Genomic DNA, 14,263 nt, shown 5'->3' with positions numbered 1-14,263 from the left:
GCAAAGCGTGAAAATGCAAAAAGTTACACTGCAAACCATTCTGAAATTGATTCGTATTTAATTATGTAAAAACATCTCATCATCTTTCAGCCCCGCTTTATGACACATCCAAGATTAAGAAAACCTTAGGGACGCGATTCCTCTTCAAAAACTCTTTCTTCTTGCTGCCCGTATTGCCGGGGCGAACAACCCAGCGTGCGCTTGAACGCCGTGCTGAATGCACTTTCTGACTCATAACCCAACGACAATGCCACGCTGGAAACCGGTTCGTTGCCGTTTGCCAGCCGGTCTCCGGCCAGCAACATACGCCAGCGCGTCAGATATTCCAGCGGCGCGCTGCCGACGGCCTGCTTGAATTTAAGTGAGAAGACCGAGCGCGACATGCCTGCGTGTTCCGCCAGCGTCTGAACCGTCCACCGGTGCGCGGGGTTTTCATGCATCGCGTTCAGCGCTTTCGATAGCTGCTTATCCGCCAGTGCGGCAAACCATCCGTTAGCCCCGCGCTCCGGCGCGTTATCGACGTGCATCCGCAGCGCCTGCACCAGCATCATGTGCGCCATATGCTGCGCGATAAGCAAACCGCCGGGGCGTTCGTCGCGCAGTTCCTGCATCATCTGTTCTACCGCCCAGCGCAAACTGTCTTTGTCAGATTCTTTCGAGATATGTACAACCGGCGGCAGCATCGCCAGCAGGGTCGGGGCATTGGCTCCGCTGACGGCAAAACGGCTGCCGGTCAGGAAGAAATCTTTGCCGCCATTACACGACACCGTGCCGCCGCCGCGCGCCTGTTCAAAAATCGGCCCGGCATCGACCGGTGAAATACTCAGATCGCTGGCGAGCCGGAAAGGGCGGCCGCTGGGCAACACGAAACAGTCTCCGGCTTTGAGATGAACCGGTTCAGGCACCGATTCGACGGCCAGCCAGCATTCGCCGGTAATAATCGCATTGCATTTAATCGACTGATAATGAGAGGGAAATTGCACAGACCAGTCTCCGCCGGCTTCAAAGCCTTTGGACATATAGCTGCGCGGTTTTAGCAGCGACAGCACATCAGAAAGAGGATCCATCAGCGACTCCGGACGATTGCAAAGATATTACGGACATTAGCGCATAGATCGTCTTTTCTCCAGCCCCTATATTTCATGGCGTAGTTTTTCATTTTTTCAGTGAACACAGAGGTAATTGCCATGCGTGTATTTGTAACAGGAGCAACAGGTTTTGTCGGTTCTGTGGTCGTGGAGGAATTGCTGCGCGCGGGGCATCAGGTGCTCGGGCTGGCCCGTTCCGATGCGTCAGCGCAGGTGCTGAAAGCGGTCGGTGCCGGCGTGCTTCGGGGCAGTATTGAAGATCTGCACAGCCTGAAAGCGGGCGCGGCGCAGGCCGATGGCGTGATCCACACGGCGTTTATTCATGATTTTTCCAAATTTCTGGAGAACTGCGAAAAAGACCGGATGGCGATAGGCGCGCTGGGCGAGGCGCTGGCGGGAACGGAAAAACCGCTGATTGTGACGTCCGGCACGGCGCTGGTGAATAACGGCCAGCGGGTGACGGAAAAGGATTTGCCGGATCCGCAGGGCGGGAACCCGCGTGTGGCCTCCGATCTGGCCGTTGCCGCGCTGGCAGAACAGGGCGTGCGGGTTTCGCTGGTGCGCCTGCCGCCGTCCGTGCATGGCGCGGGTGACCACGGTTTCGTGCCGATGATCATTGCGATGGCGCGGGAGAAGGGTGTGTCGGCATACATTGGCGAAGGCGAGAATCTCTGGCCTGCGGTTCACCGGCTGGATGCGGCGAAAGTGTTCCGGATGGCGCTGGAAAAGGGCGCGCATAACGCGGTTTATCACGCGAATGCCGAGGAAGGCGTGCCGTTCCGCGAGATTGCAGAAATGATCGGCAGACACCTGAATATCCCGGTTGAAAGCAAAACGGCAGAAGCCGCCGCGGCGCATTTTGGCTGGTTTACCCACTTCGCGGGGCTGAATAATCCGACGTCCAGCGAGCTGACCCGCAAGGTTTTGGGCTGGAAACCCGAGCATCAGGGCTTACTGAAGGATATCGATACCGCCGGATACTTTGATTAATTCCTCACGTAAATCAGGCTGCGTTTGTGGCCTGATTTTAACTTCTCGCCGTGGTTTTAATGGTGTTAATTGCCTAAAAAACGCCCCGACTCACAAATCGGGAAGATAAAAACAATCCCTCATTGCCTGTCTGACGTTATGCGTTATGTTGATTTTTAGTTTCTCAAATGTAACTAGAGGTTAACAATAATGTCTAATAAATTACGTCTGTCTCTGATTGCTGCTTCTGTACTGATGTCTTCCTCTGCAATGTCTGCCCTGCCGCAGGGATATCCTGCCGATTACCAAAAAGTCGTCGATGCCGCGACCAAAGAAGGCAAAGTGGTGGTGTATTCCACCACTGACACCAAAGCCGCCGGCCCGCTGATCCAGGGGTTTGAGGCCACTTATCCGGGCATTAAAGTGGAATATAACGACATGAACAGCACTGAGCTGTACAACCGTTATATCAGTGAACAGGCGGCGGGTGGCACCAGCGGCGACGTGGTCTGGAGCTCTTCCATGGACACTGCGCTGAAGCTGGCGACCGATTACGCGCAGGAATACAAATCGCCTGAACAAGGCCAGTTGCCGAAATGGGCGGTGTGGAAAGACAAAGCCTACGGCACGACCTACGAACCGGTGGTGTTTATTTATAACAAACGCCTGATCCCGGCCGGTGATGTACCGGATTCCCACGCCGCGCTGGCAAAACTCATCGCCAGCCAGACTGAGAAATTCAACAAAAAAGTTACAACCTACGATATCGAGAAATCCGGCCTCGGCTTCATGCTTTCCGTGCAGGATTTCAAAGCCGATCCGAACTATTTCAAAACGCTGGCTGACGTCGCCAAAGGCGGTTTAGCCGTGCAGTCTTCCACCGGCACCATGATGGAAAGGGTGTCTTCCGGTGAAAACCTGATTGGTTTTAACATTCTCGGTTCCTACGCCGAAGCCCGCGCCAAAACCGATCCGTCGCTCGGCATTTCCTATCCGAAGGATTACACCCTGGTGCTTTCGCGCGTTTCCTTCATCAGCCAGCAAGCCCAACACGGCAACGCCGCCAAACTGTGGCTGGACTACGTGCTGTCTGAAAAAGGGCAAACCATTCTGGCAAATCAGGCCGACATTCCGTCAATCCGCAACGATATCGAAGGTAAAAACGACATCGACGGTCTGACCAAACTGCTAGGCAATGCGCTCAAGCCAATCCCGGTCGATGAAACCCTGCTCGAATACCTGCAACAGAAAAAGCGTCTGGATTACATCAAAGAGTGGCGCGCCGCAGCACAAAAATAATTTACCCGTCATCCTTCAAGCTGCGGGTGTGTTGGCTGCACTCGCTCACCCGAATCACTTACCTGTGTAAGCTCATCGGGATTCGTTCGATTGCCGCCTGCCCGCAGCTCGAATGATTTTGGGTAATTACGGCGGTGAAAACCGTCAGTTCTCTTGCCTGATTTCATTGTTCAGGGTTCCTAACCGAAGGGAAGTAACATGAATGCATTGCGCAGAAAGTGGCAAAGCTTGCCGCGTGGCATTGTGGTGCTGATAACCGCGCTGGTTATCTACATTCCGTTGTCGTTCATCGTGATACAAAGTTTTCTCTCCGCTCCGTTCTTCTCCCCGTCAAAAGAGTGGAGCCTCGAGTCTTTCGGATTTATTTTCACCGATCCGGATTTTTATAAGGCGCTGAGAAGCGGCTTCATTCTGGCCTTCGGGCTGGTGGTGATCGCCATTCCGCTGGGCGGTATTCTGGCGTTCCTGATGGTGCGCACCGATTTGCCGGGCCGCCGCGTGATTGAACCGCTGATCCTGGTGCCGATTTTCGTCTCGCCGATGGTGTTGGGTTTCGGTTACGTCGTCGCCGCCGGGCCGGTCGGGTTCTTCTCACTGTGGGCGCAGTCGCTGATCGGGTTCGTGCCGTGGAACATCTACGACATGTCGAGCATCGTGGTGATTGCCGGGCTGACGCACGTTCCGCACGCTTATCTGTACATCTCCTCGGCGCTGCGCAGCGTGGGTTCGGATGTGGAAGAAGCCGCGCGAACCGCCGGTGCCTCGCCGCTTCAGGTCATGACTGCCGTCAGTTTGCCGATGGTACGTCCTTCCATTTTATACGCCACCGTATTGCTGTTTTTCCTCGGGCTGGAAGTCTTCGGGCTGATGCTGGTTCTCGGCGACCCGGAAGGCAACATGGTGCTGGCAACTTACCTGTATCAGCTGACCAACAAACTCGGGACGCCGTCTTATCATCTGATGGCCGCCGTCGCGGTGGTGCTGATTTGCATCACCATTCCGCTGGTGATGTTGCAGCGCCGCCTGATGCGTACGGCGAACCGCTTCGTCACCGTCAAAGGCAAAGCCTCGCAGGCGCGGGCGTTGCCGCTCGGCAAATGGCGCTGGGTGGCCGGTGCGGTGGTGGCGTTCTGGCTGACCGTCACCATTGGCGTGCCGTTGCTGGGCGTGATGCTGCGCGCGTTTATTTCTAACTGGGGCGTCGGTGTTTCCCTGTGGGATGAGCTGTCGTTCAACACCTTCCGCACGATCTGGGAACAGCCGAACCTGCTGCGCGCGATCGTCAACTCGATGGCAATTGGTGTCATCGGTGGCGCGCTGGCGGTGGCCTGTTATCTGTTTATCGGTATTGCGATGCACCGCAAACCGGACGGCGTCACGCGTTTCCTCGATTACAGCGTACTGGTGCCGCGTGCGGTGCCGGGCTTGCTGGCCGGTCTGGCATTTTTGTGGGTATTCCTGTTCCTGCCGATGTGGCTGGATAACGCGCTCAAATCCGGCTGGCTTTCCGGGATGCCGTGGTCGCAGTGGCTGCGCGATAACCTGGTGGTCTGGCTGCGTTCCCTGCGCAGTACCATTTTCAGCGTCTGGCTGGCGTACACCGTGGTGTGGATGGCCTACGGTCTGCGGCTGATTTCCTCCACGCTGTTGCAGGTCGGCCCTGAGCTGGAAGAAGCGGCGCGCAGCACCGGCGCAACGCGCGGGCAGATTACCCGCCACGTCACCATTCCGTTATCGCGCTACGGCCTGATTGGCTCGTGGTTGCTGATGTTCCTGATTTTCGAGCGCGAATATTCCACCGGTGTGTACCTGTTATCGCCGGGGACGGAAACCATCGGCTCGATGCTGGTTTCCCTGTGGGCGGCGGGTGCTATCGACATCGTTGCCGCGCTCTCCTTTATTAACATCCTGCTGGTGGTGTTAGGTCTGGGTATTGCCCTTCGTTTTGGAGTCAAATTACATGATTGAATTATCGGTCGAGAATCTGCACTTAACCTACGGCGACAACCCGGTGCTCAAAGGCGTGTCGATGGATCTCAAACGCGGGGAAGTGGTGTCGTTGCTCGGGCCTTCCGGCAGTGGCAAAACCACATTATTGCGCGCCGTCGCCGGGTTGGAAAAGCCGACGCAGGGCACCATTATCATCGGCAAAAACAAAGTCTACGACGGCACGCCGCGCAGCGAAATTCCGGCGGAAGAGCGCAACCTCGGGTTGGTGTTCCAGTCTTACGCGCTGTGGCCGCACAAAACCGTGTTCAAGAACGTGGCGTATCCGCTGAAACTGCGCAAAATCTCGGCGGGTGAAATCACTCAGCGCGTGCAGGATGTGCTGAATCAGCTCGGGCTGGGGCATCTGGGCAAACGCCATCCACATCAGCTTTCCGGCGGACAGCAGCAACGCGTGGCGATTGGCCGGGCGCTGGTCTACAACCCGCCGGTGATTTTGCTCGATGAGCCGCTCTCCAACCTGGATGCCAAACTGCGCGAGGAAGCCCGCGTGTTCCTGCGTGAGCTGATCATCAAACTGGGGCTGTCGGCGCTGATGGTCACGCACGATCAGAACGAAGCGATGGCGATTTCCGACCGCATTCTGCTGCTCAATAATGGCAAAATTGAGCAACAGGGGACGCCGCAGGAAATGTACGGCTCGCCGAAGACCTTATTTACCGCCGAATTTATGGGCAGCAATAACCGCCTGCACGGGAAAATCACCGAAGTCCGCGACGGTAAAGCGCGGATTGAAGGCAGTGGCTGGACGCTGTGGGGGCAGGCGGGCGAAGGCGTGCAAACCGGGCAGGAAGGCACGGCGGTGATCCGCGTCGAGCGCGTGCAGCTGGCGGACGGGCCGGGCGATAATCAGCTGGAATTACCGCTGCTCACCAGCATGTACCTTGGCGACCGCTGGGAATATCTGTTCCGCACATCCGGCGATGATTTTGTGATCCGTGCGTACGGATCTGATGTGCGCGATCCGCAGCATTGTCATCTGGCGCTGCCGGAGCAGCACGTCTGGATTTTTCCCAAACAATAAGTGATTTCAGGGGGCTGCGGCTGAGTGGCTCCCTGAAATATTTCTGTCATTTTCTGCGAGTAAAATTCTGCTTCTTACTTAAATAATGCAGAATAATCATGAATTTAACTTCTCGTTCACTTATTGGTAAAATACCATTCAACAGATTGCTTCGATCTGGTTTCATCAAACGTCCACGGGGAATATTTTTTGGGGTAATTTGCGTTATTGCCCTGTTTTCTGCTTTGCAAATCTTCTCGACCGTCGTGCTGACCAAAATCCTTCAGGACGCGCGTAACAACGTCATCGCCACCGAAAGTCTGCGCCAGCAACAGGCGGTGATGGATAAGGCCCGCATGGAGCTGCTGATCGCCAGCGACAAGCTGAACCGCGCAGGGATTTATTACATGCAGGATAAGGAAACCGGTTCTGTCGGCAGCTGGAACAGCCTGATGCAGGAATCGCTGGATTCCCTGGCTGCCTCCCAAAAGGCGTTCGCGCAATTCAGTGCCATGACTAAAAATGCAGATCAGGCGGCTGCGGATCTGAAAGCCAGCTACCAGATGTTCTTCGACGGTCTGCATGAGCAGGCCGGTGGCCTGCAAAAAAACAACAATATCGATTCCTTCTTTGAAGTCCCCATTCAGGCGTTTCAGGATGATTTCAGTCAGAAATATTATGCTTATCTGGGCGTGAACGAGCACACCGCCACGTCCCTGAGCGACAACCTGTTACATGCGCTGACGCAGGCGAAAACGCTGTCTATGGGCGCTTTGGTGATTCTGGCAGCGATCGCCGTGCTGGTCTGGCGCGGTGTTTCAGCGTGGATTATCCGCCCGTTACAACGAATGATCGGACACATCAGTGTGCTGGCCGCCGGGGATTTATCCCGTGAGGTTGAAGACGATCGCGCCCGGGTGATTGAAGTGCGTGAGCTGGGTGTCAGCCTGCGTGACATGCAGCGCGGCCTGCAAAAACTGGTCAGTGAGGTTCGCGATGCGTCCTCGCATATCATGCTTAACATCAACCAGATGGCGAAAGGAAACGAAGAACTGTCCGCACAGGCCGCCATCCAGAGTGAAGAACTCCGGGCAGCCACTGAGCACATCACTCATCTCAATGAGCGGGTAAAAGAAAACGCTGCCCACGCGCAGCAGGCAACCCGGCAGGCCGAGCAGGCGAAAGGCGTGGCGACACGCGGCGGCGAAGTGATGGAGCAGGTGGATACGGCGATGAAAGAAATTGTCACCCAGTCTTCAGAAATGAGCAGCATCGTGTCAATGATCGACGGCGTTGCGTTCCAGACTAACATTCTGGCGCTGAATGCGGCGATTGAAGCGGCGCACGCCGGGCAGCACGGTCGCGGCTTTGCCGTGGTCGCCAAAGAAATCGGCTTACTGGCGCAAAAGAGCAGTCATTCTACGCGCGGTATTCACCAGCTGATTGATGATTCGGTGCAGCAGATCGGGCGCGGATCGGCGTCGGTCAGCGTACTGAGCCAGAGCCTGGAGGAAATCATCAACATCTTCAACGGCCTCAGCGCGCTGGTGAATGAAATTTCAGAAGCGACGTTGTATCAGGGGCAAAGCGTTCATGACGTGTCCGAACGTATTACCGCGCTCAACCATGTGACGCTGCAAAACGGCAAACTGGCCGATCACGCCGCGGCCTCCTCACAGCAATTGCTCGACCAGTCGCAGCGGCTGGAAAGGGCTGTGGCGCGTTTCGGGCTGGCAACGGCCTGATGCTCATTTATGCCAGACCAGCATGCTGCCTTCAGTGTGTCCGGTCACCGGATCGGTTGCCGGCAGCGGTACGGCGTTAACCGCTTTGATTCGGGCTGCCAGCAGAGGCAGTTCGTCATGGCATAAATCCGCTTTCACGTCCGGCGGGTAGGCACCGACCAGCATGAAATCCTCGTCGGCGGAAATCTGCTTGTGGCCGGTACCGGCAGGTAATAACAGGACATCGCCGACTTTCACATCAATAATCTTGCCGTGTTCACCGCCGAGCTGCAACTTGGCCGTGCCGGAAAAAACGCCCAGCACCTCATGCGTATTCGAGTGGAAATGCGTGAACGTATAAACCGGATAACGCCACTGAGGTGGCCAGCCGTTGGAGCGGAAAAGGTGTTCGAGATAATCGGCGTTATCGACAGCATCGGGCGGGATCACCCGGTGATATATCAGCACCGGTAATTTATTATTGGGTACACCGCCATCAGGCTTATCTATCAGCAAAGTGTCCACCGCAACCTCTCTGGCGTCCGCGAAGCCCAAACGGGGGATCGGCAACAGCGCCATCACCCCCAGCAAAGTCACAAACCGGCGTCGATCCAAATGCATCAGGAATAGCTCCTTGTCGCGCAATCAAAGGCTTACATCATTCATGTATAGAACAAAAATTCCCGAATATCCTCTTTTTGCAAACATAAAAAATGCGGGAGAACGGGGGGTTTCTGGTTATCAGAAAAAACTTAAAAATTGTAGCAATCAACAAATAGAAGTCATATTCGCTGGCTAATTTATTCATCTCTTCTAGTCTTAAAAGACAAAAAGTACTCAGGAGGAGAAGTGTATGAACAAGAAAATGTTAATTATGGTTGCTACAGCAGTTTCTGTACTGGCGGGGTGTCAGACTTATGACCGTGCAGCGAGTTATGTGAAAGAACCGGTGGTGAGTGATGTCAAAGTCGGGATGACGAAATCGCAGGTTCGTGCGATTGCTGGCCCGCCATCGACTGAGGCGACATTGATTCATGCCAAAGGGACTTGTCAGACTTACGCGGTTGCCCCGCGTGACGGTAAAGCGCAGACCTACTTTGTCAGCTTTAACGACACCGGTCATGTCATGAATAAAGGCTACCAGTCTTGTTCGGACTACGACAAAGATCCACAGGCCGCTCAGTAATACGGCCTGGCTTCTCCCCCGGCGAAGGGGGAGAAGCCCCATTCTCAGGCTTTCTCCGTCACAATCCTCACGCCGACTTTACTCACCTGATTCCCGTCCATTTCTGCAATCGTCCACGTCAGCCCGTCCCATTCGATATGGTCACCGATCACCGGTTCGCCACCCAGCAGGCGAATAACGAAGTGGCCCAGCGTTTGTGACTGATCAACGGAATCTTCCAGATTCAGGCCATACAGTTGTGAAATCGCATCCAGCGGTGCATCAGCCTGCAGGATGAAATCACCAAAGAAGCGGTCGTCGAGCACGACTTTATTGCTGTCGCTGAACAGTTTGCCCAGCTCCGGTAAATCTTTTTCCTGGCCGATCACACACAGAATATCGCCTTCTTTCAGGCGCGTGCTGCCGGTCGGATGCAGCATCTCCTTGCCACGAAACAGTGCCGCAATCCGCGTCGCCTGTGGCATTTGCAGGTCACGCAGCGCCGCGCCGACGCACCATTTGTCGGAGCCGAGCTGATACACAAAATGTTCCCAGTCGTTGTAAACGTCGATATCCAGCCCGACGCGGGAAATCGGCGTCGGTTGCGGCGGCACCAGCACTTTGGCTTTCTTGGCCGCAAAGCCCAGAGAGGTGCCCTGAAGCAACAGCGATACCAGCACGATAAAGAATGCGACATTAAAATACAGCGTGGCGTTCGGCAGACCGGCCATCATCGGGAAAACCGCCAGAATGATCGGCACCGCGCCTCGCAGGCCGACCCAGGAGATAAAGAAACGCTCGCGCAGGGTGAAGTTTTTGAACGGGATCAGGCTGACAAACACTGACAGCGGGCGGGCCAGCAGGATCATCCAAAGGGAAAGCGCCAGCGCGGCGAGGGCGATAGGCAGCAAATCGCTCGGCGTCAGCAACAGGCCGAGCACCAGGAACATCCCGATCTGGCTCAGCCACGCCAGCCCGTCGAAGGTCTGCAAAATGCCGTGACGGTTGCGGATCGGCATATTGCCCAGCATCAGGCCGCACAGATAGACCGCCAGAATGCCGCTGCCTTCCAGCGCCATGGTGGCCGCATAAACCAGCAGGCCGCCGCTGAATGCCAGCAACGGATAGAGCCCGGCCGCCAGGGTGATTTTGTTGATGAGTTTATGCAGCAGCCAACCGCCGCCGACGCCAAACACGATGCCGAGGCCAAACTGGCGCACGACGTCCACGACAAACATCAGGCTCAGCCCGTGTTCACCTTTGGAAATCATGTCGATAAGCGTGATGGTCAGGAAGACTGCCATCGGGTCATTGCTGCCGGATTCAATTTCTAACGTGGCGCTGACGCGTTCGTTCAGGCCTTTTCCGCCGATCAGCGAAAACACCGCCGCCGCATCGGTGGAGCCGATAATCGCGCCAATCAGCAAGCCCTGCATCAGATTGATGTGAAACAGCCAGGCGGCTGCCAGCCCGGTCAGCCCGGCGGTAATCAGCACGCCGACCGTCGCCAGCGACAGCGCGGGCCAGAGGGCAACGCGAAAGGAGGAGGCGCGGGTGCGCATTCCGCCATCGAGCAAAATCACCGCCAGCGCCAGGTTACTGACCAGATAGGCGGCCGGATAATTATCAAAGGCAATGCCGCCGATCCCGTCGACGCCCGCCAGCATGCCGATCGCCAGGAAAATGACCAAAATAGGGATGCCGAGCTTAGAAGAGAACGAACTGAGCAAAATGCTCGCTGCGACTAACAGGGCGCCAATAAAGAAAAGGGTATTAATCGTGCTGGCGTCCAAGAGAGATCTCCTTGTAAAGCTGTAAGGGCGCGGGGGAAGTGCGGTTGAGTCATCAATGACAACAGGTCTAATTTATCAGGAAAATGAGCGTCTTGCTGAGGTCATTTAGGATTTTTATTAGTTGCACTTAAGAATTAAAAACTATGCTTAAAGATGAGCAATGTCCATGAGTAGTGAACACAAAAGGAACTAAAAATGAGTGAATATACCGGTGTACGCCGCGAGGTGCTGAAAGACGGCGCGATAAAACATGTGGTTATCCGCGATGCTGGCGGTACTGAACAGGCGATCGCAGCAAAAGATTACATTTCGCAAGGGATCCTGCCCGATCTGAATGAGTTGCCCGAAGTCAGTACGGATAACGAATTTCCGGTCGCCGGAAAAGGGTAAGCCCCCTCAGGGCGCCTGCGGGGAAGGGGCTGTAGCCGGTTAAACGCCTAACCGGTCGCGCAGTGAATAATAAGCGGCGCCGAGCATGGTAAACGGCACCTGGAAGTTGCGGCCACCGAAGAACGGCATGTGCGGCAGGCGGGCAAATGCGTCAAAACGTTCCGCATCGCCGCGCAGCACTTCGGTAATCAGTTTTCCGGCCAGGTGCGTCAGCGTCACGCCGTGGCCGCTGTCGCCCTGCATATAGTAGATATTTTTTTCCAGCCGCCCGAACTGCGGCAGGCGCGAGAGTGTCAGCAGGAAATTGCCGCCCCAGCGGTAATCAATCTTCACGCCCTTGAGCTGCGGGAACGTGCGGTTGAGTTTTGGCAGGATCACCGAATCAATGTTTGGCGGATTCTTCCCGCCGTAGGTGACGCCGCCGCCGTAAAGCATGCGGTTATCGGCAGTCAGGCGGAAATAGTCGAGCAGATAATTACAGTCTTCCACGCAATAATTATTCGGCAGCAGGGAAAGCGCCATGTCATCTGACAACGGCTCGGTGGCGACAATCTGCGAGCCGCATGGCATGCTCAGACGCGTCAGGCGCGGCGCGAGCTGCTGGCTCAGATACGCATTGCCCGCCAGAATCACATATTTCGCTTTAACCGTGCCTTTCGCCGTATGCGCGATGGCCGGTTCGCCGTGTTCGATGCGCGTGACCGCCGAGCCTTCAAAAATGCGTCCGCCGTGACGGCGTATTGCTTCGGCCTCGCCCAGCACCAGATTCAGCGGATGAATATGCCCGCCATTTTTATCCAGCAGGCCACCGACATAACGGTCGGTGGCGATTTCGCGGCGAACGGCGCTTTCATCGAGCAGCGTCAGTTCGGTATGGCCGTAGCGGTTCCAGAGTTTTTGCTGGTCACGCAATTTATTGAGCTGTCTTGCGCTTAGCGCCGCAAAAATGCAGCCGGGGCGGTAATCGCAGTCAATGGCGTACTGATCGATGCGCTGACGGATGATGTTTGCGCCTTCGAACATCATACTGCCGAGCATGTCGGCGGTCTGACGGCCATAACGGTCTTCAATCACATCGATATCGCGACTGTAAGAATTGACCACCTGACCGCCGTTGCGCCCGCTGGCGCCCCAGCCGACGCGCGCGGCTTCCAGCACCACCACGTCGTAACCGGCTTCGCACAGGTATAACGCTGAAGAGATGCCGGTATAACCGGCACCGACAATACAAACGTCGCACTCAATATTGTCATTAAGCTCAGGCCACGGCGCGTGATCGTTAGCGGAGCTGGCGTAATAGCTGTCGGTGTGAGGCGCACCGGCAGCGCGGGGACTTCCTGTTTGAGCACTCATGATGACATCCTTCTTTTGGGTTCCCGTTATCAGCCCCAGAACGCTGACAACTAGAAGGTATTAGGGGTATGTGCGCTGACTATCCTGCAAATCCGCGTCGAAATATTACTGAAACTGTGTGGGTTCGCGGTGTTAATGGCATAGCTTTGGCCCGCACGCAGCGGGTAACTCTGACCGTTGATGGTTAAGATGATTTCTCCTTCGAGCAGGGTGCCGACTTCCTCTCCCTGATGCTTAATTTTGTCACCCGTTGTGCTGCCGGGCTGATAGGTTTCCAGCAGCATGGCGACCGTGTGGTTTGGCGTGCCGTTATGCACCATTCGCATCGAGACACCCTGGCTGCCGATCTCAATCAAATCTGCCGCATTAATGACGATTCTTGGTTCGCCACTTTTGCTTTCTTCGGCGAAAAATTCCGATAATGACAGCCCGTAAACCCGCAATAACTTTTGCAACGTACTGACGGCGGGGCTGACTTTATCCTGTTCGATGGTGCTGATGGCGCTGTGCGTCAGGCCAGACAACTCGGCGGCTTTACGTTGTGACATGCCCAGTTGCTGACGAATTTCAGAAAGCCGGCGACCCGGTGCCAGACTGACTTCGCTCATCCGTTTATTCCTCTTGTGCGCTCCGGGCCTGATGGCCTTTGCAACACGCCGCGATAAAAGCGTTAAACAGCTGACGGGAAACGGGATCCGTCAGGCTGTGCCATTCCGGATGCCACTGCACACCCAACGCAAACGGGTGGCCGCGGACACTCACGGCTTCCACCAGATTGTCCGGCGCACGGGCTTCGACAGCCAGTTCCGCGCCCAGACGTTTCGCTCCCTGACCGTGCAGGGAATTCACCTGAAACTGCTGATAATCGGGTAATAATTCTGAAAGTAAGCCGCCCGGTTCGATAAACACCGGATGCGCCAGATCGTACTGCGCGTCGTGCGGCAACGCCGTGTCTTCGCGGTGATCCATAAAGCCGGGTTCTTCGTGCACCTTGCGGTACAAACTGCCGCCGGTCGCCACCACCAGTTCCTGCAAACCGCGGCACGCGGCAAACAGCGGGATTTTTTTATCCAGCGTGGCGCGGATAAGCTGCAAACTCAGACGGTCACGGCCGGGGTCGGCCAGCGCTTCGACACCTTCTTCACCGTAACGGTGAGGCTCAATATTGCTCGGGCTGCCGGTGAGGAAGATGCCGTCCAGGCTGCGCAGGATCTGGTCTATCGCCCCGTCGCGTGCGGCCAGTTCATGTGGCAGGCAAACGGGCAGGGCACCTGCGTTAAAAATGGCGTCCAGATACTTTTCATGAACGGTGAGCGCAGGGTTTTCATCCACCGTGTTTTCGCACATCACTACCCCAATGACCGGTCTGTAGCTTGTCTGTTTTCCTGCGGATGCCGTGGAAAATATATTGCCCATAATACCGCCTCTTTGAGTTGATGAATGTGTCGCCTCAGCGTGCCTCCCCGCACGCA

Annotated in this window: 13 protein-coding genes; 7 read left to right on the top strand and 6 right to left on the bottom strand. The window is 55.8% G+C overall.

Going from position 1 to position 14,263, the window contains the following annotated elements; all coding sequences use genetic code 11:
• Positions 1-125: 125 nt before the first annotated feature.
• Positions 126-1,067 carry an AraC family transcriptional regulator gene (locus CWS43_RS05220; RefSeq protein ID WP_101075875.1) on the bottom strand — a complete coding sequence of 314 codons (942 nt, stop codon included), beginning with the start codon at positions 1,065-1,067 and terminating at the stop codon, positions 126-128.
• 120 nt (positions 1,068-1,187) lie between these two features.
• Here CWS43_RS05220 and CWS43_RS05215 point away from each other — a divergent pair, with 120 nt between their 5' ends.
• The 5 genes from CWS43_RS05215 to CWS43_RS05195 all read left to right on the top strand — a co-directional run bounded on the left by CWS43_RS05215 (position 1,188) and on the right by CWS43_RS05195 (position 8,111).
• Positions 1,188-2,078 (top strand): SDR family oxidoreductase, encoded by an 891-nt coding sequence (locus tag CWS43_RS05215; protein WP_101075874.1) that lies wholly within the window; start codon positions 1,188-1,190, stop codon positions 2,076-2,078.
• A gap of 189 nt (positions 2,079-2,267) precedes the next feature.
• A complete protein-coding gene (locus CWS43_RS05210; protein WP_101075873.1) occupies positions 2,268-3,356 on the top strand; it encodes an ABC transporter substrate-binding protein in 1,089 nt (362 codons plus the stop codon).
• Positions 3,357-3,554: 198 nt separating this feature from the next.
• Entirely contained in the window at positions 3,555-5,324 is a 1,770-nt protein-coding gene (locus CWS43_RS05205) for an iron ABC transporter permease (protein WP_101075872.1), read from the top strand.
• Positions 5,317-6,387: an ABC transporter ATP-binding protein gene (locus CWS43_RS05200; protein WP_101075871.1), complete on the top strand. Its 1,071-nt coding sequence runs from the start codon at positions 5,317-5,319 to the stop codon at positions 6,385-6,387. Before CWS43_RS05205 ends, CWS43_RS05200 begins: the two co-directional genes overlap by 8 nt.
• Positions 6,388-6,485: 98 nt before the next feature.
• Positions 6,486-8,111, top strand: a complete 1,626-nt coding sequence (locus tag CWS43_RS05195) for a methyl-accepting chemotaxis protein (protein ID WP_101075870.1) — start codon at positions 6,486-6,488, stop codon at positions 8,109-8,111.
• A 3-nt stretch (positions 8,112-8,114) separates the two neighbouring features.
• Here the strand turns inward: CWS43_RS05195 and CWS43_RS05190 are convergent, their stop codons facing one another.
• Entirely contained in the window at positions 8,115-8,711 is a 597-nt protein-coding gene (locus CWS43_RS05190; protein WP_101075869.1) for a cupin, read from the bottom strand.
• Between the two features lie 232 nt (positions 8,712-8,943).
• Here CWS43_RS05190 and osmE point away from each other — a divergent pair, with 232 nt between their 5' ends.
• Complete coding sequence (gene osmE, locus CWS43_RS05185; protein ID WP_101075868.1) at positions 8,944-9,276, top strand: osmotically-inducible lipoprotein OsmE; 333 nt, start codon at positions 8,944-8,946, stop codon at positions 9,274-9,276.
• A gap of 44 nt (positions 9,277-9,320) precedes the next feature.
• Here the strand turns inward: osmE and CWS43_RS05180 are convergent, their stop codons facing one another.
• Positions 9,321-11,048: a potassium/proton antiporter gene (locus tag CWS43_RS05180; protein ID WP_101075867.1), complete on the bottom strand. Its 1,728-nt coding sequence runs from the start codon at positions 11,046-11,048 to the stop codon at positions 9,321-9,323.
• 195 nt (positions 11,049-11,243) lie between these two features.
• Here CWS43_RS05180 and CWS43_RS05175 point away from each other — a divergent pair, with 195 nt between their 5' ends.
• Complete coding sequence (locus CWS43_RS05175) at positions 11,244-11,438, top strand: hypothetical protein (protein WP_101075866.1); 195 nt, start codon at positions 11,244-11,246, stop codon at positions 11,436-11,438.
• A gap of 39 nt (positions 11,439-11,477) precedes the next feature.
• Here CWS43_RS05175 and CWS43_RS05170 read toward each other — a convergent pair whose 3' ends face one another.
• Genes CWS43_RS05170 through puuD form a run of 3 tightly spaced genes read right to left on the bottom strand, consistent with a single transcriptional unit; the run spans position 11,478 to position 14,207 of the window.
• The gene (locus CWS43_RS05170; protein ID WP_101075865.1) at positions 11,478-12,791 is read right to left on the bottom strand and encodes an FAD-binding oxidoreductase; all 1,314 of its coding nucleotides are present in this window, start codon (positions 12,789-12,791) and stop codon (positions 11,478-11,480) included.
• Between the two features lie 50 nt (positions 12,792-12,841).
• Positions 12,842-13,399: an HTH-type transcriptional regulator PuuR gene (gene puuR, locus CWS43_RS05165; protein ID WP_101075864.1), complete on the bottom strand. Its 558-nt coding sequence runs from the start codon at positions 13,397-13,399 to the stop codon at positions 12,842-12,844.
• 4 nt (positions 13,400-13,403) lie between these two features.
• Positions 13,404-14,207, bottom strand: a complete 804-nt coding sequence (gene puuD / locus CWS43_RS05160; protein ID WP_101075863.1) for a gamma-glutamyl-gamma-aminobutyrate hydrolase — start codon at positions 14,205-14,207, stop codon at positions 13,404-13,406.
• Between the last annotated feature and the right edge of the window lie 56 nt (positions 14,208-14,263).

Source organism: Rahnella sp. AA, from assembly GCF_002834385.1.
In the GTDB taxonomy this organism is placed as follows: Bacteria; Pseudomonadota; Gammaproteobacteria; order Enterobacterales; family Enterobacteriaceae; genus Rahnella.
Note: the sequence above shows the minus strand (reverse complement) of the source record. Positions and strands in the feature narration are given on the sequence as shown.

Coding starts and splice junctions, on each gene's coding strand:
- CWS43_RS05220 (WP_101075875.1), bottom strand. CDS start 1,067: ATGGATCCTCTTTCTGATGTGCTGTCGCTGCTAAAACCGCGCAGCTAT.
- CWS43_RS05215 (WP_101075874.1), top strand. CDS start 1,188: ATGCGTGTATTTGTAACAGGAGCAACAGGTTTTGTCGGTTCTGTGGTC.
- CWS43_RS05210 (WP_101075873.1), top strand. CDS start 2,268: ATGTCTAATAAATTACGTCTGTCTCTGATTGCTGCTTCTGTACTGATG.
- CWS43_RS05205 (WP_101075872.1), top strand. CDS start 3,555: ATGAATGCATTGCGCAGAAAGTGGCAAAGCTTGCCGCGTGGCATTGTG.
- CWS43_RS05200 (WP_101075871.1), top strand. CDS start 5,317: ATGATTGAATTATCGGTCGAGAATCTGCACTTAACCTACGGCGACAAC.
- CWS43_RS05195 (WP_101075870.1), top strand. CDS start 6,486: ATGAATTTAACTTCTCGTTCACTTATTGGTAAAATACCATTCAACAGA.
- CWS43_RS05190 (WP_101075869.1), bottom strand. CDS start 8,711: ATGCATTTGGATCGACGCCGGTTTGTGACTTTGCTGGGGGTGATGGCG.
- osmE (WP_101075868.1), top strand. CDS start 8,944: ATGAACAAGAAAATGTTAATTATGGTTGCTACAGCAGTTTCTGTACTG.
- CWS43_RS05175 (WP_101075866.1), top strand. CDS start 11,244: ATGAGTGAATATACCGGTGTACGCCGCGAGGTGCTGAAAGACGGCGCG.
- CWS43_RS05170 (WP_101075865.1), bottom strand. CDS start 12,791: ATGAGTGCTCAAACAGGAAGTCCCCGCGCTGCCGGTGCGCCTCACACC.
- puuR (WP_101075864.1), bottom strand. CDS start 13,399: ATGAGCGAAGTCAGTCTGGCACCGGGTCGCCGGCTTTCTGAAATTCGT.
- puuD (WP_101075863.1), bottom strand. CDS start 14,207: ATGGGCAATATATTTTCCACGGCATCCGCAGGAAAACAGACAAGCTAC.